Source organism: Bifidobacterium sp. SO4, from assembly GCF_018555355.1.
Taxonomy (GTDB): domain Bacteria; phylum Actinomycetota; class Actinomycetes; order Actinomycetales; family Bifidobacteriaceae; genus Bifidobacterium; species Bifidobacterium miconisargentati.
The window spans coordinates 68,015-88,604 of sequence record NZ_JAFEJP010000005.1; the positions used below are offsets into that span (position 1 = coordinate 68,015).

Consider the following 20,590-nt stretch of genomic DNA (forward strand, 5'->3'; position numbering starts at 1 on the left):
ATCGGACACGACTTCCCACGGCAATCGAGCTGAACCGTTCATATCGAACCCGACCGATGTTCGTTTCTGTGCGTTTCACCGCTCCCAACGGCGTGTCGCACACCGCACGCACCGGACCCCTCGTGGACCCCGCACGGACCCCGACACCAATATGAACGGCCGTTGAATTCTGGCGCGTTAGCCCGTTCACCGACCACGCCAAAGCATACGATATAAGCTATGGCACAGATATTTGACGCACCATCGAAGGCAATTCTGCGAAGCCAAATCGCAGAGCACATTGCCGAAACAGACAAGAACGACCGCCGCGTCGATCAGGAGGGCGAGGCCCCGCTGCCGCAGGACCGCTTCTTCGACCGCGAGCTGAGCTGGCTCAAGTTCAACCAGCGCGTGCTGGAGTGCGCGGAGAACGAGGATACGCCGCTGCTGGAGCGCGCCAACTTCGCCGCGATCTTCGCCTCGAACCTTGACGAGTTCTTCATGGTCCGCGTCGCCGGCCTGAAGCGCCGCATCGATTCCGGCATCGCCGTGCCGTCCGCCGCCGGCCTGAGCCCGCGCCAGCAGCTGCGCGCCATCAGCGAGACCGCGCACCGCCTGCAGGACGAGCACGCCCACTACGTGATCAACACGATCCTGCCGGAGCTGGAGAAGGAGCACATCGTCCTGCTGCCGTGGGACAAGCTCACCTCCGCCGAGCAGGAGCGACTCTCCCGCTACTACCGCCAGCAGGTCTTCCCGGTCCTGACCCCGCTCGCCGTGGATCCGGCCCACCCGTTCCCCTACATCTCCGGCGGCTCCATCAACCTGGCCGTCATCGTGGAGAACCCGTCCTCCGGCAAGTCCCACTTCGCCCGCGTCAAGATCCCGGGCAACCTGCCGCGACTGGTGCCCGTGGACGACATGACCGACGAGGAGTCCAAGGACGAGCGTTACGGCTTCATCACCATGGAGAAGCTCATCGCCGCGCACCTCGAATCCCTGTTCCCGGGCATGATCATCAAGGAGGCCCGCTCCTTCCGCGTGACCCGTAACGAGGACATCGACGTGGAAGAGGATGACGCCGAGAACCTGCTCAACGCCATGGAGAAGGAGCTCCTGCGCCGTCGCTTCGGACCGCCGATCCGCTTGGAGATCACCGATTCCACCAGCCCGTTCCTCTCCCAGCTGCTCGCCGACCAGCTCGGCGTGAGCCAGGACGAGGTCTACCGTCTGCCGAGCCCGCTGGACATGACCGTGCTCTTCGAGCTGGGCGGCGTGGATCGCCCGGACCTGAAGTTCCGCCCGTTCGTGCCCACCACGAACCGCCAGATCGCCGAGGTCGAGTCCTCCCGCGCACAGGACATCTTCGCCGCCATCCGCGAGCGCGACATCCTGCTGCACCACCCCTACGACTCGTTCTCCACGTCCGTGCAGGCCTTTCTGGCGCAGGCTGCTGCGGATCCTAAGGTCCTGGCTATCAAGCAGACGCTCTACCGAACCAGCTCCAACTCCCCGATCATCGACGCGCTGATCGACGCCGCGCATGCAGGCAAGCAGGTGCTGGCCCTGGTGGAGATCAAGGCCCGCTTCGATGAGGACGCCAACATCGCCTGGGCCCGCAAGCTCGAACGCGCCGGCGTGCACGTGGTGTACGGCATCGTGGGCCTCAAGACCCACTGCAAGCTCATCGAGGTGGTGCGTCAGGAGGCCGACGGCCTGCGTCGCTACTGCCACGTGGGCACCGGTAACTACAACCCGAAGACCGCTCGTCTGTACACCGATCTGGGCCTGCTGACCTGCGATCCGGTGGTGGGCCAGGATCTCACCCGTCTGTTCAACCAGCTCTCCGGCTACGCGCCGAAGTCCAGCTTCCACCGCCTGCTGGTGGCCCCGCGTACCGTGCGTTCCGGCATCATCCAGCGCATCCGTCGTGAGGAGGACGCCGCCCGCGCCGGCAAGGAGGCCTGGATCAAGATCAAGGTCAACTCCATCGTGGACGAGAAGACCATCGACGCCCTGTACCGCGCCTCGCAGGCCGGCGTGAAGATCGACATCGTCGAGCGCGGCATCTGCGCCCTGAAGCCGGGCGTTCCGGGCCTCTCGGAGAACATCCGCGTGCGTTCCATCCTCGGCCGCTTCCTGGAGCACTCCCGCATCTACGCCTTCTGCAACGCGGACGGCCCGCAGATCGGCGAGGGCCCGGCCTCCGGCCCCGAGGTGTACATCGGTTCCGCCGACCTGATGCACCGCAACCTCGACCGTCGTGTGGAGGCCCTGGTGCGCGTGACCGCGCCGGAGCAGGTGGATGAGCTCATCAAGTACGTGGACCTGCAGATGGCCGACTCCACCGTGAGCTGGCACATGCAGCCCGACGGCACCTATGTGCTGCACACCAAGGACGACGAGGGCCGTCCGCTGGTGGACAGCCAGGAGTACCTGATCCGCAAGCACACCCGTCGCCGCGCCGCGCACAACTGAGCGGTGCCGATCGATTCTGATTGGTCCGCCCGCGTGAGCGTTCACGAAAAACGCTGCTAGAGTGGTTCGTGGACAGAACGTAACGTTGCCCGGTTTCCCGCACTTCCGCGGGGACCGGGCTTCGTCGTTTTATAACGGAAAACTACGTAGCGGCAGTGGGTTTTGCCCTACAATGACCAGTGATGGGTACCAGCAAAATGAGACATATCGTGGAAGCCGCCGGCGGCATTCTGTACCGGTGGAAGGCCGGTTGCGGCCCGGCTTCGGAAACCATCGACTTCATCGACCATCAGCCCCCGGCCGACTCCGGCTCGCCCCTTGACCCGAGCGCGCCGACGACCCACGCGAACCATACGGACGGCACCGAAGCCGCCTCTTCGCCGGCCGACGCGACATCCCCGAACGACGCGATTTCGGGGGGCAAGGACGGTCTCTCCCCCGATGGCAACGTACTGGACCGCATCGAGCTGTGCATCGTGCACCGGCCGAAGTACGACGACTGGAGCTGGCCGAAAGGCAAGCTCGACCCGAACGAATCGCCGCGCCACGCCGCCGTGCGCGAGATCGGCGAGGAAACCGGACTGCCGGTGGCGCTCGGCCCGTATCTGGGCGACGTCTCCTACCCGATGTCCGAGGAGGGCAGCAAGCACCGTCACACCAAGGACCTGTCCTCGGACACCAAGCATGTGCAGTTCTGGATGGTCTCGGCCATCAGCCCCATCGACAATCTCAAGCGCACCAAGTCGTTTGGGCCGGTGCACCGCGCGGATGTGGGCGAAATCGACGAAATGGTCTGGCTCACGCCCATGGAGGCACGCAAGAAGCTCACCCATTCCACGGACAAGGACATGCTGGCCCTGTTCGTCGACCGCGTGCAGGAGGGGGCGCTGGAGGCGTTGCCGTTCCTCATCGTGCGGCACGGCAAGGCCGAGGCGCGCAAGCTGTGGAAGGGCACGGACGCCAACCGTCCCATCACGCCGCGCGGCGCTGCGGCCGCCTACGCGCTCAACTACGAACTCGCCTGCTTCAATCCCGTGCGACTGGCCACCTCACCGTGGATCCGCTGCATGGAGACGCTGCAGACGTTCTCATGGCAGACCGGCCGGCCCATGGTCACGCTCGACGCGCTCACCGAGGACGCCTACGCGCAGGATCCGGGCGCCGCGTGGGACTGCCTGCTCAGCGAAATCGAATACATGCTCGCCCGCCGCGAACCCACCGCCATCTGCATGCATCGGCCGGTGATCGGTGGTATGTTCGAGCATCTGCGCGGACTGTGCGCCTCGCCCTCGCTGGGCAAGCGCCTGATCGCCAAAACCCCGTACATGCCGACCGGCACGGCGATGGCCCTGTTCGTCATTCCCGGCCCGGACGGCCCGAAGATCATCGACATCCAGAAGGTTCACCCACTTGTCTACTAGACCCGCGTTCCCCGACTCCTCCAACTCCTCGGCCGCCGCTGCCGCCGCCCATGCCGCGCACGGCAGCGGGCTCGGACCAGGCTTCGGCTCCCTGCGTTCGGCGGGCGCGGCGTTCAGCCCCGCGCGCATGGGTTCGATGCGTCCCTCGCGTCCGGCCCAGCTCGACCCGAACGTGGCCGACGGGTTGGCCGGCGGCATGGACCCGCAGGCCATCAGCGAGATGAGTCACCTTTCCGCGGCGGCGCTGCTCGACCGTGTGCGACACAGCGAGGATCCGGAAGTGGTGCGTCGCGTACTCACCTTGGTGGAGACCGTGGGCGTGGATGAGATCGCGGAACTGTGGAGCGAGGCCGAGCCGGATTCGTTGCCCGGCGTGCTGTGGCGACTGTACATGCTGCGTACGTGGATGCGCACGCACCGCGACTCCATCGCCCGGCTGTGGCGCGTGGGCGAGCCGGTGGCCACCACGGCCTCCGCCATCGCCGGCGTGGACCAGGCACCCACCGAGGACGACATCGCGCGTCTGGCCGATTCGATCCTCTCCGGCGCGTTCGTGGGCGATTTCGCCGTGGCGCTGGAGCGTGCGGCGGCGTTCACCGACGTGGTGGCGTTGGGATTGCGCGTGGAGGCCAAGCGGATGGTGGAGCGCGCCACCGCCAATGGCGGCATGTCCTCCGCTGACGAGGAGAAGGCCGTGCGTGCGAAGGCGGCCAAACTGCTGCATACCGGGGCCAATCTCATGGCGACCGCGCGCGATTTCGCGCATGGCGCGAATCTGTGGCGCCGCGGACGGTTGGAGTAGCTCGCAAGCGGCCATTTCTTCTCTTGGACCGGCTACCGGTACCGGAAAGCCGCTATGCCGCCGGCGAGCCTCCCACCGACGGCACGCTATACTGGTGAGTCGCGTCGGACCGTGCTTAAGCCCCGGGCTCCATTTATTGCCGCTGCGAGCGGCCCTTGCGCCGACAGGCGCTTTCGCGGTTCGGCGCTTTCCCATACTTTCAGGCAACATGCCAACCGTTTGCCGAGCAATCCGCTGCGAGCCCCTTCGGTCCTGCAATTATCGACTTCACTGCGCGAAGACCAGCATCACCTTCGCTTGCCTATCGGCTCGCTCAGGCCAAACCTACGGGAAGTCCACCGGACTTCCCGCTTTACGGTTTGGCCCACACCGACAGGTGCTTTCGCGGTTCGGCGCTTTCCCATGTATTTTGATTCGGGCGGCAGGATTCAGCTCAATCCTGCCGCAGAAGACTGTATGTTCGCGGCTCAACGAGGTAGTCGCGAACATACAGTCCTTACAGACATCCAAAGAGACTGTATGTTCGCGTGACGCACGTTGGGACGCGAACATACAGTCTCTTTTTTTCAATCCGATACGGCCGGCACCCTCATCCGCCCGGAGTCGTCCGGTGGTATTAGTCCCGCTCGATACGCAGACCCTGCGCGAGCGGCGAATCGGCCGGAGTGGTGGTACCGGCCGGGGCCCCCGGCTCAAGGCCGAGCAACAGAGACAGGACGGAGACGGACGAGGCGGCGGACCAGGCCTGCGGATGGCAGGCGGCCGGGTAGGGTGCCGGGCCGTTCTCACCCGCGTCTCCGGAATACAACTCGGGAATCTGGAAGTCGAACGCGGCAGCGGCGCGCACCAATCCCTCGGCCACCTGCAGCGCCTCGGCGGTGTACCCCTCCGCGCGCAGGCCGTTCATCACGATGGCGCTGTCGTGCGCCCAGACCGAGCCGCAGTGATAGCTTTCAGGCCAGTAACCGCCGGCGAGCGTGCTCATCGTGCGCACGCCGTATCCGGAGAGCATGTCATCGCCGACCAGTCGCTTGACCACCGCGGCCACGCCGTCCTCGTCCAGGATGCCGGTACCGAGCAGGTGGCCGATGTTGCTGGTGAGCGAGTCAACTGGTCGCTTGTCCTTATCCAGCGCGATGGCCGGGTATCGGCCGCGACCGTCGTCCACCCAGAACTGTTCGTTGAAGCGGGTCTTGAGCTGCGCTGCCCACGCACGCCATTCGTCGGCGCCGGGCCGGCCGAAGCGCTCCAGCACGTCCGCGCCCAGCATGGCGGCCTGGTAGGCGTATCCCTGCACCTCGCACAGGGCGATGGGACCGTCCGCGATGCGGCCGTCGTTCCAGCGCACGGAGTCGCCGGAATCCTTCCAGCCCTGGTTGCTCAGGCCGTGGCCGGTGCGGTCGATGTACTCCAGGAAGCCGTCGCCGTCGCAATCACCCCAGTCGCGCAGCCAGGCGAGTGCGGCTTCGAGGTTGGGCAGCAGCGCACGCACCTCGTCCTCGGGCGCACCCCAGCGCAACGCCTCGCCGAGCAGGATGATCCACAGCGGGGTGGCGTCGATGGTGCCGTAGTAGAGCGGGGGCAGGCGCATGCCGTCGTCGAACGCACCGGTCTGCACCAGCGTTTCCGCGCGCAGTTCGTGCATGATCTTGCCGGGGTCGGCGTTGGTCTCCGCATTCGATTCGGTGGCCTGGAAGTGTGCGAGCGTTCGCAGGGTGCCCATGGCGGTGCGGGTGGTCAGCGGCAGCATGAATCGGGCGGCCCACAAGGAGTCGCGGCCGAAGAGCGTGAAGAACCAGGGCGCTCCGGCGGCCAGGAACTCGTCGTCCGGCAGGGCTGGGATGGCCATGCGCAGGCCAGCGAGGTCGCGCAGGGAGGTGTTGGCCCAGTCGGCCACGCGGCTGTCCGCGGCATGGACGGTGATGTCGGCCCACGGGCTTGCGGAGGCGGCGACCGTCACGGCGTTGGCCTTGGCATCCACGGCGATGGTGAGTCCCACGCTTACGCTGCCGCGTGCGGGTACGGTCAGGTGCCAGGCGAACGTGCAGTTGAGCCCGTCCACGGTGATGGTCGGGACCGGGGTGTCGGTTTCGCTGGCAACGTTCGCAGCGTCCGGCGTCACGTCGACGGCGATGCTGCCGTACGTCACGTGGGCCGCGGGTTCCTTGCCGTCGTGCGGCACGGCGATGACGACCTGCCCGCTTGCGGCCGCGGCGGATGGCGTGCCGCCCTTGATCTCCTGCATCGTGGCCATGTCGAAGCGCAGGGTCACGGCGAGGTCCAGTTCGACCGGTTCGGTGAGCACGCCGGCGACTTCGAACCGTTCGGCGAGTGTGGCGGGCGTGAGTTCGCGGGTTTCGGTGACGCGCACGGACGGGTCCACGGTCGGACCGTCGATGTTGCGGGCCACGAGCGAGGTGACGCTACGTCCGGTGGCGGCGGAACGCCAAGAGATCGGGGTAGGGGCCTCGCCGTTGACGTGGGCGACGATGCGCGAGAGGATGCGGGTGTCACCTACGTAATAGCCGGCGAGATTGGCTGCGCCCGCGTGCGGAGCGGAGGCATCGACCGTGCCGTCCGATTCGGCCCACAGCTGGGCGGGGGCCGTGAGGATCGGACGCATGTCGTGCATCCACGGCTGTCGGATCTGCTGGGATGTGGTCATAGTTGGTTCTCCAGGGATTGAAAAGTGTTACGAATATTGGCGGCCCTCTCTCTGAGGGTGTTGCTGAAAACGACTGAAGGAGATCGGCGAGGGATCTAGTACATGGCTCCCCTCAGTCAGCTTCGCTGACAGCTCGCCGCAATCAGGGACGAGCTTCGCCCGCGTTTATCAGGCTCGCCCGTCGGCTCGCACATCGCCTGCAACCAGTCCACTGGACTGGTTGCTTTACGGCGATGTCCTCAAAGAGGGGAGCCATAAGCCCATGCCGGCCCGCCGCTACTCCTTGACGGAGCCTTCGGAGCTGTTCATGATCTGCTTCTGGAAGACGAAGAACAGCACGGCCACGGGGATGGTCATGACCACGGCCGCCGCGAGCTTGACCGGGTACTGGTTGCCCTGCGAAAGCTGGCCGCTGGCGAGCGAGGCCACGCCCTTGGTCAGGGTGGTCAGCGACGAGGACTGCGTGGAGACGATGAAGTGCGAGAGCTCGTTCCACGATCCCTGGAAGGACAGGATCGAGATGGTCACGAGCGCCGGTCGGGCCATCGGCAGCACGATCGACCAGAAGATGCGGAAGGTGCCCGCGCGGTCGATCATCGCCTGCTCCTCCACGGAACGCGGGATGGATTCGAAGAAGTTCTTCATGATGAACACACCGGCGGCGTCGATGAGCAGCGGCAGGATCATGCCCGCGTAGCTGTCGTAGATGCCCAGGGACTTGATGATGAGGAACTTGGGGATGAGCAGCACCACCATCGGCACGCTCATCACCGCCAGCAGCAGGTTGAAGATGAGGTTGCGTCCGCGGAAATCGATGCGGGCGAGCGCGTAGCCGGCCAGCGAGTCAAAGAAGACGCGGCCGAGGGTCACCACGATCGTCACGATGAACGAGTTCTTGAACCAGACCGGGAAGTCGGAGTTGAGGAACAGCTTCTGGTAGGCGGCGGTCGTCCAGATCTCGGGGACCAGCGCCACCGGGTTGGCGGTGGCGTCCGCGTCGGTCTTGAAGGAGGTGGCGACCTGCGTGATGAACGGCATGATGTAGATCAGCGCCAGCACGATCAGGATGAGGTACAGGATGACGCCGCTGTCGCGGAATCGTTTGAACCAGGAGACGTTGGTGGTCTTGTTCATTGCCGTCACTCCTTTCCTGCGACTGTTGCGGTGGCGGTCGCGGTCGCCGCGTGCTTGCCCGCACGGCCCGCACCCAGCGACATGACCTCGGCCTTGGTCATGGACCGGGCCTCGGCCTTCATGGCCTCGTAGTCGGCGCGCTTGCGGCGGGACATCTTCTTGTCCTTCATGACCCAACGCTGGATCCAGGTCATCACGATGATGATGACGAACAGGATGAAGGAGATCGCGGCACCTCGACCCCACTCCTGGCTGTTGAACGCGGCGCTGTAGGAGAGGTACGCGGTGGTGAGGGTGGTCTTGGCCGGACCGCCCTGCGTGCCGGTGTAGATCTGGTCGAACACCTGCCAGGTGCCGATGATGCCGAGCGTCACGACGGTGAAGATCGTGGGCTTGAGCTGCGGGACGGTGACCTTCCACATGCGCTGCCACGGGGTGGCGCCGTCCATGATGGCGGCCTCCTCGGTGGCCTCGCCGATGCTCTGCAGCGCGGCGATGAACATGAGCATGTACGTGCCGGAGGTGGTGAAGATCACCATGAGGATGATGGCGAACATGGCCACGGACGGACCGGCCAGCCAATCCCAGGCGCTCACGCCGAGGAAGCTGTGCTCGGTGAGCGCGGCCGGACCTTTCTTGACGCCGAGCGCGCCGAGGAGGATGTGGATGATGCCCTGCGGGTCGTTGAACCAATTCGGGCCGTTGACGCCGAACCACTTGAGCATGGCGTTGATCGGGCCGGCCGCGTTGAACAGGAACAGCCACAGCACGGTGATGGCCACGGAGCTGGTAACCGAGGGGAAGTAGAAGGCGGTGCGGAAGAAGCCGCGGGCCTTCAGGATCTTGCGGTTGAGCATCACCGCGAGCGCCAGGGAGAGGAGCGTCTGCAGCGGAACCACGATGAGCGTGTACCAGGCGTTGTTGCGCAGGGCCGTGCCGAAGTCGCTCTGGGCGAGTCCCGGCTTGGCGAGGACGTCGGTGTAGTTCTCGGCGCCCACGAAGCTCACGTTGCCGCCGAACGGGGTGCCGCGTCCGGTCCAGTCGGACACGCTCACCCACAGGGCCATGAGGATGGGGACGAACATGAACACGCCGAGGATCACGATCATCGGCAGGCAGAACAGCCAGCCGGAGATCTCCTGGCCCGTGCGGTCGATGTGCTGGCGTGGGACCTTCCGAGCCCGCCCCTTGCGCGGGGTTGCCGCCTGTGATGCAGACATGCTTCAACTCCTTTGTTGATGGGGTTTCCGTATTTTGGCTCCACTCTCTGAGGGGAGCTGTCAGCGAAGCTGACTGAGGGGAGTTCGCGGGTGACGGCAGTCACTCCCCTCAGTCTCGCTTCGCGAGCCAGCTCCCCTCTCTCCGAGGGGAGCCAATACTAGGCGGAAACTACTGCAGGATGGCTTCGAGGTTGGTCTGGGTCTTGTCCAGGATCGTCTTGGGGTCGCCGGTCTTCAGGCCCTCGAGCTGGGCGTTGAAATCGGTGACCACGTCGGCGGCGCCCTTGGCGGTCGGCACGGTCACGGAGTACTCGAGGCCGTCCATGAAGGCGGAGAGATCCGGGAACTCGCCCTTCCAGGTGTCGGCGAGGGTCTTGGTGGCGGGCATGATGCCGAACGCCTTGGCGAAGCCCATCACCACGTCGTCGCTGGTGAGGTACTCGACGAGGTCGATGGCGCCCTGCTGGTTCTTGCTGTCGGCCACGATGCCCCAGCCGTTGGTGAAGTGCATGGTGCCCTTGCCGGCCGGGCCCTCGGGCAGGGCCACCACCTTGTACTTGACGTCCGGGTAGTCGGCGGACAGGCCACCGGTGATCCAGTTGCCCTCGATGGTCATGGCGGCCTTCTTGGAGCCGAAGGCCTCGCCGCCCCAGCCGGTGCCGAGGTCGGAGGCGTACTTCACGGTGCCGGTGTCGAGCAGGTCCTTGACTTCCGTCAGGCCCTTGAGGGATTCGTCCGTGTTGGCGATGGCCTTGGAGCCGTCGTCGCTGACCAGGCCGCCGCCGGCCTGCTTGAGGAACACGCCGATGCGGGCGTACTCGCCGTTGAAGGCCAGGCCCACGTGGTCGTCATTGGTGAGCTTCTTGGCCACGTCGGCCAGCTCGTCCCAGGTGGTCGGGTAATCGGCGTCGGTCAGACCGGCCTCGGACCACATGTCGGTGTTGATGACCAGCTGCAGGGTGGAGACGTCCTTCGGGGCCGCGTAGAGCTTGCCGTCATAGGTGAAGGTCTGCAGGAGGTTGTCGTAGAAGTCGCCCTTGTTCTTGAGCTGGTCGCCGTAGGCCAGGAGGGAGCCGTTGGAGGCGTAACCGGCGAGCTGCTCGGGGGCCAGGTAGAACACGTCGGCCGGGTCGCCGCCGGCGAAGCCCTGGGAGAGCTGCTGGGCCAAGTCGTTGGCCACCTGCACGGTGGCCTTGGTGCCGGACTTCTTGGACCAGGCGGCCACGGCGTCCTTGACGGCCTTGGTCTCGGTGTCGCCGGAGGAGCCGATCAGAACGGTGAGCTCCTGCGAGCTGTCGCTGGTGGGCTTGTCCGAGCTCGCTTTGTCATCGAAGCCGCTGCCGCCGCAGCCGGCCAGCAGGGTCAGCACGGCAACCGAGGCCGCGGTGATCATCGTGAGCTTGTTCCTGTTCCTCATCTTGGGGTCCTTTCCTTCCGAGCGTCGCGCCCGTCCATGTCTTCATCGCCATTGTTCGGTTGTAGCGCCCATTAGAACGTTCAAAATCTATTCCATAGCTTCACCGCGGACCTTTCGGCCCATACGCGGCTACACTCGGGAGCTCCGACGATTGACATCAACGTTGCACGTCACTCGCTGGAATTTTTACGTTCTAATAAGTGGTTATATAATAAACACCAACACCGAAATCTGTCAAATCCGGTACGCTTGTTGGAACGAACCAACGGCGAAACCGCACGGCAGGCACCGACGCCCCCGGCTTGCAACCGAGCCGATCTCATGAAGGGACACACCATGGTCAGCATCAAGGACGTTGCCAAGGACGCCGGCGTTTCGCCGCAGACCGTATCCAACTGCATCAACAACCCCTCCATCGTCAAACCGGCCACGCGCAAACTGGTCGAAGCCTCCATCGAACGGCTCAACTACACGCCCAACGCCTCGGCCCGGCGCCTGCGCACCCAACGCAGCAACACCATCGGCATCGGCATCGCGCCGGTCAGCTACTCGCAGGTCTACGACCGGTTCCTGCACGCGCTCGTCACCGAGGCCGACGCCAACGACATCCGCGTGATCCTGTACAAGACCGATTCCCAGCAGGACGAGATCCGCCAGTTCGACGCCCTGCGCGCCCGCGGCGACGTGGACTCCTTCGTGCTCACGGATACCACGCACGACGATCCACGACTCGCCTGGCTGCACGAGCATCATCAACCCTTCGTGCTGTTCGGCCGGCCGTGGGGCGCCGACGATATGAACGACCCGGCCACGCCGTGGGTGGATGTGGACGGCCATTACGGCATCGCGGAGATGACCCAGCACCTCATTCTGCACGGGCGCAAGCACATCGGATTCATCGGCTGGCCGGGCGTGTCCGGCACCGGCATGGACCGATACGCCGGCTGGAGGGACGCCATGCTGGGCGCGCGCATGGCCGGACCGGACGAGCTCGGGCAACTTTACGAGGAGGCCAAAAACGACATCCTCTCCGGACAGACCGCCTGCATCGCGCTGCTGGACCGGCGGCCGGACCTGGATGCCATCGTCTGCGTGAGCGATACGCTTGCCATCGGCGCGGCCACCGTGCTGCCGAGCGACACGGACATCATCATCACCGGTTTCGACGACACGGTTTCCGCGCGTTCGATGGGACTGTCCAGCATCGCGCAGCCGCTCATCGAAAGCGCGCGGCACATCGTGCGCATCACGCAGGAGCAGTTCGTCGCGCCGGCGGCCGGGCATTCGGGCCACGACGCCGCCGACGGTCGGGATCGGCGAATCGACGCCGTGGCCTCCGCGTCGCCGACCGACGACCGGCACGTGTTGCTCAGGCCCACCCTGGTCATCCGCTGATCGTTCGGCGGTTCGGGATTCATGGACTACGCTTAGGAGCTATGGAACTTCACGTTTTGAACCACCCGCTGGTCGAGCACAAGCTCACCGTGCTGCGCGACAAGAACACCCACTCCTCCACCTTCCGCGAGCTCATTTCCGAGCTGGTGATGCTGGAGGCCTACGAGGCCACCCGCGACCTGTCGGTCGTGTCCACGCCCATCGAAACCCCGGTCGCCCCGATGACCGGCAAGAAGCTGGCCGAGCCGCGCCCGATCATCGTGCCGGTGCTGCGTGCCGGACTGGGCATGCTCGACGGCATGACCCGCCTGCTGCCGACCGCCGAGGTCGGCTTCCTCGGCATGAAGCGCGACGAGGAGCACCCCACCCAGCAGATCACGTACGCGAACCGTCTGCCCGATGACCTCACCGGCCGTCAGTGCTTCCTCATCGACCCGATGCTCGCCACCGGCGGCACGCTGGTCGCCGCCACGCATTACCTGGCCGAGCGCGGCGCCAAGGACGTGACCGCCATCAACATCATCGCCGCCCCCGAAGGCATCAAGTACGTCGAGGAGCACATCGACCCGTCCATCGACTTCAAGGTCGTGGTCTGCGCGGTCGATGAGAAGCTCAACGAGAAGTGCTACATCGTGCCGGGACTTGGCGACGCCGGCGACCGCCTCTACGGCGTCATTGATTAACGGAGCGTCCTCGGCGTTGCTCCTCAGTCGCGGTACCTTGGTACCGCTTCCTTCGGTGCGCCTTGAGGCCGCACACGTTAATCAATGCCGCACGATTATCGGCTGACACCTTTTGGCCCCCCCTCGCTGAGGGGAGCTGTCCGTGAAACGGACTGAGGAAAGGCCGCACGAGACGCGCTCCCCTCAGTCACCTACGGTGACAGCTCCCCTCAGAGAGGGGAGCCAATATGACGGAAACACCATATGCAGATTGACATCATTGCGCCGGGGCGCGTGAAGGAGCGTTACCTGCGCGACGCCATCGACGAGTATTCCAAGCGGCTTTCGCGCTACTGCAAGCTCAACATCATCGAGGTGGCGGACGAGAAGACGCCCGAGCACGCCTCCGAGGGCGTTGAGCGCCAAATCAAGGCCAAGGAAGGCGAGCGCATCGCCAAGCACCTGCGCGACAACGCCTTCGTCATCGCACTGGCCATCGACGGCAAGCAGCTGTCCAGCGAGGAGCTGGCGGCGAAGATTAACGATCTGGGCTTGCGCGGCGTCAGCCACATCCAGCTGGTGATTGGCGGATCCATCGGTCTGGACGACGCGATACTGCGCCGGGCCGACTTCAAGCTGAGCTTCTCGAAGATGACGTTCCCGCACCAGCTCATGCGCGTGATTCTGCTCGAACAGGTCTACCGCGCCTACAAGATCAACGCCGGCGAGCCGTACCACAAGTAGCGGATACACATCAGTGGGTCAGCCATCACATGGCTGGCACTGTTAATTAAATCAAGGGCGGTATGAGTTCGGCTGGACTACCCCTCAGTCAGCTTCGCTGACAGCTCCCCTGACAAGGGGAGCCGAAAATGAGGGCGGCCCATGGTGTAGGAAAAGTCCTCTACACCATGGGAATGCGCATCACTGCGCGTCGGGCACGAACGCCTCGAAGATGTGGCGGTCGAAGTACCGGTCGCACTTGGCGAGCTCGTCGGAGCTGCGCACGGTCCACGAGACCGCGGTGGCACCCATCGAACGGGCCAGACGGACCTGCGGCGAGGCGCCGCCCGTCCAGTCGTAGGCCACGAAATCGGGGCGGGACAGCCAATCGAACGCCAGCAGACCGGCGGCCCATTCGGCGGGACCGTTCTCCTGCAGCTTGGCCGGCCAGCTCAGCTGACCGCGGCACACCTCGGGGTGATGTTCCTTGTACCAGTTCACCGCGCCCGGGTGGAAGGATTCGATGACGTACGGGCCGTCATAATCGGCGAGCAGCGCATGGCCCTTCTCCATCAGTTCCTCGGTGCGCGCGTTCCATGCGGCGTTGTCGCTGAACTTGTACTCCACGATGAGCGGCGCGCGGCCGGCCACCACGGCCAGCACGTCGGAGAACAGCGGCACGTGCTGGTAGTAGCCTTCGGGCGCGGCGGACGGCGTGACCACCAGCGGCGGGTTCTGTTCGGCACCCGGCAGCGGCGCGGCCTTGAGGTCGCCGGGCCTGCCGTTCGGAAAGAGCGGGATGCGGGTCAGCTCGTCGTAGGTCAGGTCCTCGATGCGGCGCGGATCGCCGGCCACGCGCATCAGGTCGGCGTCATGGACCACGACCACCTGGCCATCGAGCGTGAGCTGCAAATCGAGTTCAATGCCGTAGCCGGCCTCGCAGGCGGCGGCGAAGGCGGCCAGCGAGTTCTCGGGGGCGAGCGGGCCGGTCACGTCGGCCGAACCGTAGCCGGCCTTGAGCGCCATCTCGCGGGCGAGCGCCACGTATTCCTTGTTCTCGGCCATGGAGAGGGCGGTGGAGTCGGCCTGCGCGCTGACCGGGTTGTCGCCGCCATACGACTCCAGATCATCGGCGCTGACCAGACCGGAACCGGCGTCGTGCAGGCCACGGTGCGCGTACCAGACGTCCGGGATGGAGGGCACGAAGTTGCGACGCTTGTCATTGAACGTGCGCGGGGCGAGGGCCCACACGGCGGCACCTGCGGCGGCGACGCCGGCCAGAGCCGCATTCCTCAAGAATTTCGACATTACGATCCTTCCGTTGCGGTGGTATCAGATTACCGCCGCTCCCCTATTCACCGGCATGCGACGTCCATGAACGTTCGATGAATTCGGACGCCGATCAGGGAGACGATGACCGCAATTCCGTTGGCCTTCATCGGCATCGCATATCCGGTGCGCCGGACGCGACCCAACTGCGTCACAACGCGGATGCCAGCCAGTCCGGAGTGGTGGGAGCTGCCGGGTCGAGCGCGCGGTCGGGGTGGTCGGCGCGTAGCGGCGCCCAGCTGAACCCGCCCAGCAGTTCGTCGGCCCGGCATGGTTCGGGCGTGGTTTGCGCACGCAACAGCCAGGCGCAGTAGCCGATGATCTGTTCGGGGGTGACGCCGCGGGCGCGCAGGGCGCCCAGGTCCAGCGAACGTTCGCGTTTGGCGAGGCGACGGCCGGCCGCGTTGTCGATGAGCGGCAGATGCGCGTAGGTGGGGTTGACTAGGGACTGTTGGCGGGATGGCGCGTCACCGCATTCCGGCTCGAAGCCGCCGGCAAGCAGACACCGGCGAATCCACATCTGCAGGGCGGTGGATCGCAGCAGGTCACGTCCGCGAACGATGTCATCGACGCCCATGTCCAGATCGTCCACCACCACGACCAACTGGTAGCCGAACAGCCCGTCGGCCCGGCGAATCACCGAATCGCCCACCTCGCGCGGCAGGTCGTAGCGTTGCGGGCCGCAGACGCAATCATCGAATCGGGCGACGGATTCCGCATCCGCCTGCTCCCCCGCCTCGGGCATGGCGATGCGCAGGGAGTGCTGGTCGCCGCGGGACAGTCGCTCGCGGACCTCGTCGGGGTGGTCACGCAGCAAGCGGCGGCAGGTGCCGGGATAGACCATGAAACCGTCGCCCTCGTTGGGGGCGGATGCGGCGCGGATGTCCGCGCGCGAGCAGAAACACGGGTAAACCACGCCGGCCGAACGCAGGCATTCGAGCGCGTACTCGTAGCGCTCGGTACGGCGGGATTGGAACATGGGCTCGGCGTTGTCCCAGTCGAGGCCGAGCCAGTGCAGGTCGTCCATCATGAGCTGGTCGGCACCGGCGATGACGCGGGGCTTGTCCACGTCCTCGATGCGCAACAGCATACGTTCGCCGCGCGCACGGGCGGACAGCCAGGCGCCCAGCATGGCGTACACGTTGCCGATGTGCATGCGCCCCGACGGCGTGGGCGCGAATCGTCCGGTCATGGCTTTCCCTTTCGTGTGTAACGTTCGCAGCTTCCTGACACAGTATTCACCGACATGTACCGCGCGGAAAGCCTAGGCCCTGTCCAATCAAGATTGACATGGCCCTTGTGTTCTTGGCCAATAAAAAATGGTGGCTGCGGGAATCCGCAACCACCATTTTCGGGGTTCATACCGGCATCGACGTCAATCGAGCCGGCGCAATCACCGTCACTTGTCGGCGGTGACGTCGTCCACGTTCACGTCCGGGTCGTCGCCGACGATCTGGTCGCTCGCCCAGGCGGAGAGCTCCAGATGCTCGCCGCCGGTCTGGTCGACCAGCACGGTGTCGCCGTCGTGGACCTTGCCGGCCAGCAGCATGCGGGCCAGCTGGTCGCCCACCTCGGTCTGCACCAGGCGACGCAGCGGACGGGCGCCGTAGGCCGGATCGTAGCCGGTGTTGGCCAGCCACTCGCGGGCGGAGTCGGTCACGTCGAGCGTGATGCGGCGGTCGGTCAGGCGCTGGGCCACGGCCTTGACCTGGATGTCCACGATGCCGCCAAGCTCCTCGCGGGTGAGCGGGTGGAACATGACGATGTCATCCAGACGGTTCAGGAACTCCGGCTTGAAGTTCATGTGGACCGCGTCCATCACGGCCTTCTTCTTGGCGTCCGGATCCATGTCCTCGTTCACCAGGAACTGCGAGCCGAGGTTGGAGGTCATAATCAGAATCGTGTTCTTGAAGTCCACGGTCCTGCCCTGGCCATCGGTCAGACGGCCGTCATCGAGCACCTGCAGCAGCACGTCGAAGATCTCGGGGTTGGCCTTCTCGACCTCGTCGAACAGCACCACGGAATACGGACGACGACGCACGGCCTCGGTCAGCTGGCCGCCCTGCTCGTAGCCCACGTAGCCGGGGGCCGCGCCGATCAGGCGGGACACGGACGCCTTCTCCATGTACTCGGACATGTCGATGCGCACCATGGCCTTCTCGTCGTCGAACAGGAAGTCCGCGAGCGCCTTGGCGAGCTCGGTCTTGCCCACGCCGGTGGGGCCGAGGAACAGGAACGAGCCGGTCGGGCGGTTCGGGTCGGAGATGCCGGCACGCGAGCGGCGCACGGCGTCGGACACGGCCTGGATGGCCTCCGTCTGACCGATCACGCGCTTGCCGAGGTAGTCCTCCATGTGCAGGAGCTTCTCGTTCTCGCCCTGCATCAGGCGGCCGACGGGGATGCCGGTCCAGTCGGAGACGATCTCGGCCACGGAGTCGGCGTCCACGCGGTCCGGGACCATCGGCTCGTTGGCCGGGTCGCTGGAGCCGGTGTCCTTGGACTCGGCATCCGCGTTCTCGGCGGCGGAGAGTTCCTTCTGAATCGACGGAATCTCGCCGTAGAGGATCTTCGAAGCTTCGGCCAGGTTGCCCTCGCGGGTGAACTTGTCCGCCTGCACTCGCAGGTCATCGAGCTTGGCGCGCAGCTCGCCCACCTTGTTATGGCCGGCCTGCTCCGTATCCCAACGCGCCTTGAGGCCGCTGAGCTTCTCACGGGTGTCCGCGAGTTCAGCCTGCAGCTTGCCCAAGCGCTCCTTGGATGCCGGATCCTCGGCCTTCTTGAGCTGCATCTCCTCCATCTCGAGACGAGTCACCTTACGCTGCAGCTCATCGATCTCCTCCGGGGAGGAATCGAGCTCCATACGCAGGTGCGCGGCGGCCTCGTCGACCAGGTCGATGGCCTTGTCAGGCAGCTGACGGCCGGAGATGTACCGGTTGGACAGGGTGGCGGCGGCCACCAGCGCGTCGTCGCCGATCGTGACCTTGTGGTGCGCCTCGTAACGCTGCTTCAGGCCACGCAGGATGGCGATGGTGTCCTCCACGGACGGCTCGCCCACGTACACCTGCTGGAAACGACGCTCCAGTGCCGGATCCTTCTCGATGTTCTCGCGGTACTCGTCCAGGGTGGTGGCGCCGATCAGGCGCAGCTCGCCACGGGCCAGCATGGGCTTGAGCATGTTGCCGGCGTCCATGGAGCCTTCGGCTGCACCCGCGCCCACGATGGTGTGGATCTCATCGATGAACGTGATGATCTGGCCGTTGGCGTTCTTGATCTCGTTCAAGACGGCCTTCAGGCGCTCCTCGAACTCGCCACGGTACTTCGAGCCGGCCACCATGGAGCCCAAGTCAAGGCTGATGAGCTTCTTGCCCTGCAGGGTGGTGGGCACGTCGCCCGCCACGATACGCTGGGCCAGGCCCTCCACGACAGCGGTCTTGCCCACGCCGGGCTCGCCGATCAGCACCGGGTTGTTCTTGGTACGACGGGACAGGATCTGGATCACACGGCGAATCTCCTGGTCACGGCCGATCACCGGGTCAAGCTTGCCTTCCTTGGCGGCGGCCGTCAGGTCGGTGGAGTACTTCTCCAGGGCCTTGTACGAGCCTTCCGCGTCCGGGCTGGTCACCTTGGCACCGCCGCGCACACTCGGCACGGCCTTGCGCAGGGCCGCCGCGGTGACGCCGTTCTTCTCCAGAATCTCGGCCGACTGGTTCGGCTTGCTGGCCGCGATGCCGATGAGCAGGTGCTCGGTGGAGACGTATTCGTCGCCCATGGCCTGCATTTCCTTCTCGGCCTGCGCGATGGCGGCGGTCAGCTGACGGCTGGCCTGCGGCTGCGAGGTGGTGGAGCCGGAGGCGCTGGGCAGCGCGACCAAGGCGTTGCGCACGGCGGCGCCGATGGCCTGCGCGTTGCCGCCCGCGGCCTCGATGAGCGAGCGCACCACGCCGTTCTCCTGGCGCAGCAGCGCATCCATCACATGCAGGGTCTCGACCTGCGCGTTTCCTGCGGCGGACGCACTCTGAATGGCGTCGCCGACGGCCTCTTGGGCCATGGTGGTGAACTTCTGTTCCATGATGTGTTCCTCCAAAGTCTTCTTGTATGCCCGTTCGCGGGGCCGTGCGGCCGGATTGCCGAACCTTGCGGCCCGGCCGAACCCGACCGCACGTCCTTCATGGGCATTCGTGTCATGTTCTGACACTCTCAACCCGTCCGCCGCCCATTCTATTCCCAAAAGTTGAGCGAAGGTGACTCAAGTTTTACATCGCGGCTGTAGCGGCGGCCCCGAGTCCCATCGTCGCCGCCATTCCGAGCAGCCACCACGTGAGCGTGACGGGCGCATCATGCACACCCGCTCCTAGACTGTGCAACCAGCGGCCTTCGCCGACGGGCGAGACAGAGAGAAGCACATCATGATTTTCCAATCCGGCGCGCTGCTGCTCGCCATCATCGTCCCCTACCTACTCAAGCACCTGCATATCTTCGGCGAGCGCGACTACAAGGTGGCGCAGGGACTGGTGTTCAACCTCACGCTGCCGTGCGCGATCATCCTCTCGTTCGCCACCAACAAGCACGACATGCGCATGCTGTGGATCGTGCTGTTCGGCTTCTTCGCGTGCGCGATCCCGCTGTTCATCGTCTATCTCGGCTCGCGCGGCGACGAGAAGAACTACCGCGCCTTCCAGATGCTCAACGCCTCAGGCCTGAACCTGGGCGCATTCTGCCTGCCGGTGGTGCAGACGTTCATGGGCGCCTCGGCCGGCCTGCCCATCATCATGCTGGATATCGGCAACGCCACCGTGGCCACGGCCGGTTCCCTGACCATCACCCGCACGCTGCTGAAGATGGACGAGAACTTCAAGTCGCTGCCGTTGAGCCTGCGCCTGCGCAACATCGCGCGTGATTTCCTGGGCTCGATTTCGTTCGACATCTACATGCTGATGCTGGTGTTCATGTTCCTGCACATCACGATCCCGCAGCCCATCGTGACGCTCATCACCCCGTTCGCCAACGCGAATGCCTTCTGTGCGATGGCCATGATCGGACTCATGATGGAGATTCCGGATAATCGCAAGGACCGCATGGAACTGCTCAAGGTAATCGGCTGGCGCGCGGTGTTCGGCGTGATCATCGCGGTGGCCGCGTGGTTCCTGCTGCCGTTCAGCATGCGCATCAGGGAGATCATCGTGCTGGGTGCCTTCGCCCCGATCACGATATTCTCCACCAAGTTCACCGACTCGCTCACCGGCAACGCCAAGCTCGCCGGTTTCTCCCTGACCGTGACGGCAATTATCAGCCTCGTGGTGATGACCGCGCTGCACGCCGTGCTGCCGAGCTGATTCTGGCTCCCCTCTTTGAGGGGAGCTGTCGA

At 65.2% G+C, this 20,590-nt stretch carries 14 protein-coding genes; 7 read left to right on the plus strand and 7 right to left on the minus strand.

Going from position 1 to position 20,590, the window contains the following annotated elements; genetic code table 11:
* The first annotated feature begins 219 nt into the window (after positions 1 to 219).
* The 3 genes from JS536_RS05205 (at position 220) to JS536_RS05215 (ending at position 4,680) form a co-directional block, all read left to right on the plus strand.
* Positions 220 to 2,457: an RNA degradosome polyphosphate kinase gene (locus JS536_RS05205; protein WP_214304778.1), complete on the plus strand. Its 2,238-nt coding sequence runs from the start codon at positions 220 to 222 to the stop codon at positions 2,455 to 2,457.
* Between the two features lie 197 nt (positions 2,458 to 2,654).
* A complete protein-coding gene (locus JS536_RS05210) occupies positions 2,655 to 3,878 on the plus strand; it encodes an NUDIX hydrolase (RefSeq protein WP_214356106.1) in 1,224 nt (407 codons plus the stop codon).
* Positions 3,868 to 4,680 (plus strand): hypothetical protein, encoded by an 813-nt coding sequence (locus tag JS536_RS05215; RefSeq protein ID WP_214356053.1) that lies wholly within the window; start codon positions 3,868 to 3,870, stop codon positions 4,678 to 4,680. The genes JS536_RS05210 and JS536_RS05215 overlap by 11 nt, the downstream gene beginning before the upstream one ends.
* 616 nt (positions 4,681 to 5,296) lie before the next feature.
* Here the strand turns inward: JS536_RS05215 and JS536_RS05220 are convergent.
* From JS536_RS05220 to JS536_RS05235, 4 genes are all read right to left on the minus strand, one after another.
* A complete protein-coding gene (locus tag JS536_RS05220) occupies positions 5,297 to 7,345 on the minus strand; it encodes a glycogen debranching N-terminal domain-containing protein (RefSeq protein ID WP_214356054.1) in 2,049 nt (682 codons plus the stop codon).
* 276 nt (positions 7,346 to 7,621) lie between these two features.
* Positions 7,622 to 8,479: a carbohydrate ABC transporter permease gene (locus JS536_RS05225; protein ID WP_214356055.1), complete on the minus strand. Its 858-nt coding sequence runs from the start codon at positions 8,477 to 8,479 to the stop codon at positions 7,622 to 7,624.
* A 5-nt stretch (positions 8,480 to 8,484) separates the two neighbouring features.
* Positions 8,485 to 9,699, minus strand: a complete 1,215-nt coding sequence (locus JS536_RS05230; RefSeq protein WP_214356056.1) for a sugar ABC transporter permease — start codon at positions 9,697 to 9,699, stop codon at positions 8,485 to 8,487.
* Positions 9,700 to 9,868: 169 nt separating this feature from the next.
* Positions 9,869 to 11,116 (minus strand): ABC transporter substrate-binding protein, encoded by a 1,248-nt coding sequence (locus JS536_RS05235; protein ID WP_214356057.1) that lies wholly within the window; start codon positions 11,114 to 11,116, stop codon positions 9,869 to 9,871.
* Between the two features lie 336 nt (positions 11,117 to 11,452).
* On the opposite strand from JS536_RS05235, the gene JS536_RS05240 reads away from it, so the two are divergent.
* The 3 genes from JS536_RS05240 (at position 11,453) to rlmH (ending at position 13,917) form a co-directional block, all read left to right on the plus strand.
* Positions 11,453 to 12,511, plus strand: coding sequence for a LacI family DNA-binding transcriptional regulator (locus tag JS536_RS05240; RefSeq protein ID WP_214356058.1), 1,059 nt, complete (start codon positions 11,453 to 11,455; stop codon positions 12,509 to 12,511).
* A 41-nt stretch (positions 12,512 to 12,552) separates the two neighbouring features.
* Positions 12,553 to 13,194, plus strand: a complete 642-nt coding sequence (gene upp / locus JS536_RS05245; RefSeq protein WP_214356059.1) for a uracil phosphoribosyltransferase — start codon at positions 12,553 to 12,555, stop codon at positions 13,192 to 13,194.
* Between the two features lie 243 nt (positions 13,195 to 13,437).
* Entirely contained in the window at positions 13,438 to 13,917 is a 480-nt protein-coding gene (gene rlmH / locus JS536_RS05250) for a 23S rRNA (pseudouridine(1915)-N(3))-methyltransferase RlmH (protein WP_214356060.1), read from the plus strand.
* A gap of 180 nt (positions 13,918 to 14,097) precedes the next feature.
* Here rlmH and JS536_RS05255 read toward each other — a convergent pair whose 3' ends face one another.
* The 3 genes from JS536_RS05255 to clpB all read right to left on the minus strand — a co-directional run bounded on the left by JS536_RS05255 (position 14,098) and on the right by clpB (position 19,294).
* Positions 14,098 to 15,204 (minus strand): glycerophosphodiester phosphodiesterase family protein, encoded by a 1,107-nt coding sequence (locus JS536_RS05255; protein ID WP_214356061.1) that lies wholly within the window; start codon positions 15,202 to 15,204, stop codon positions 14,098 to 14,100.
* A gap of 172 nt (positions 15,205 to 15,376) precedes the next feature.
* Complete coding sequence (gene gluQRS, locus JS536_RS05260) at positions 15,377 to 16,417, minus strand: tRNA glutamyl-Q(34) synthetase GluQRS (RefSeq protein WP_214356062.1); 1,041 nt, start codon at positions 16,415 to 16,417, stop codon at positions 15,377 to 15,379.
* A 207-nt stretch (positions 16,418 to 16,624) separates the two neighbouring features.
* A complete protein-coding gene (clpB, locus tag JS536_RS05265; protein ID WP_214356063.1) occupies positions 16,625 to 19,294 on the minus strand; it encodes an ATP-dependent chaperone ClpB in 2,670 nt (889 codons plus the stop codon).
* A 337-nt stretch (positions 19,295 to 19,631) separates the two neighbouring features.
* Between clpB and JS536_RS05270 the strand changes: the two genes are divergently transcribed.
* Entirely contained in the window at positions 19,632 to 20,558 is a 927-nt protein-coding gene (locus tag JS536_RS05270) for an AEC family transporter (RefSeq protein WP_214304768.1), read from the plus strand.
* The last annotated feature ends 32 nt before the right edge of the window (positions 20,559 to 20,590 follow it).

What these genes read in the sequence shown, in the direction of transcription:
- JS536_RS05205 (WP_214304778.1), top strand. Translation starts at nt 220, where the DNA reads ATGGCACAGATATTTGACGCACCATCGAAGGCAATTCTGCGAAGCCAA.
- JS536_RS05240 (WP_214356058.1), top strand. Translation starts at nt 11,453, where the DNA reads ATGGTCAGCATCAAGGACGTTGCCAAGGACGCCGGCGTTTCGCCGCAG.
- gluQRS (WP_214356062.1), bottom strand. Translation starts at nt 16,417, where the DNA reads ATGACCGGACGATTCGCGCCCACGCCGTCGGGGCGCATGCACATCGGC.
- clpB (WP_214356063.1), bottom strand. Translation starts at nt 19,294, where the DNA reads ATGGAACAGAAGTTCACCACCATGGCCCAAGAGGCCGTCGGCGACGCC.
- JS536_RS05235 (WP_214356057.1), bottom strand. Translation starts at nt 11,116, where the DNA reads ATGAGGAACAGGAACAAGCTCACGATGATCACCGCGGCCTCGGTTGCC.
- rlmH (WP_214356060.1), top strand. Translation starts at nt 13,438, where the DNA reads ATGCAGATTGACATCATTGCGCCGGGGCGCGTGAAGGAGCGTTACCTG.
- JS536_RS05225 (WP_214356055.1), bottom strand. Translation starts at nt 8,479, where the DNA reads ATGAACAAGACCACCAACGTCTCCTGGTTCAAACGATTCCGCGACAGC.
- JS536_RS05210 (WP_214356106.1), top strand. Translation starts at nt 2,655, where the DNA reads ATGAGACATATCGTGGAAGCCGCCGGCGGCATTCTGTACCGGTGGAAG.
- upp (WP_214356059.1), top strand. Translation starts at nt 12,553, where the DNA reads ATGGAACTTCACGTTTTGAACCACCCGCTGGTCGAGCACAAGCTCACC.
- JS536_RS05270 (WP_214304768.1), top strand. Translation starts at nt 19,632, where the DNA reads ATGATTTTCCAATCCGGCGCGCTGCTGCTCGCCATCATCGTCCCCTAC.
- JS536_RS05220 (WP_214356054.1), bottom strand. Translation starts at nt 7,345, where the DNA reads ATGACCACATCCCAGCAGATCCGACAGCCGTGGATGCACGACATGCGT.
- JS536_RS05255 (WP_214356061.1), bottom strand. Translation starts at nt 15,204, where the DNA reads ATGTCGAAATTCTTGAGGAATGCGGCTCTGGCCGGCGTCGCCGCCGCA.
- JS536_RS05230 (WP_214356056.1), bottom strand. Translation starts at nt 9,699, where the DNA reads ATGTCTGCATCACAGGCGGCAACCCCGCGCAAGGGGCGGGCTCGGAAG.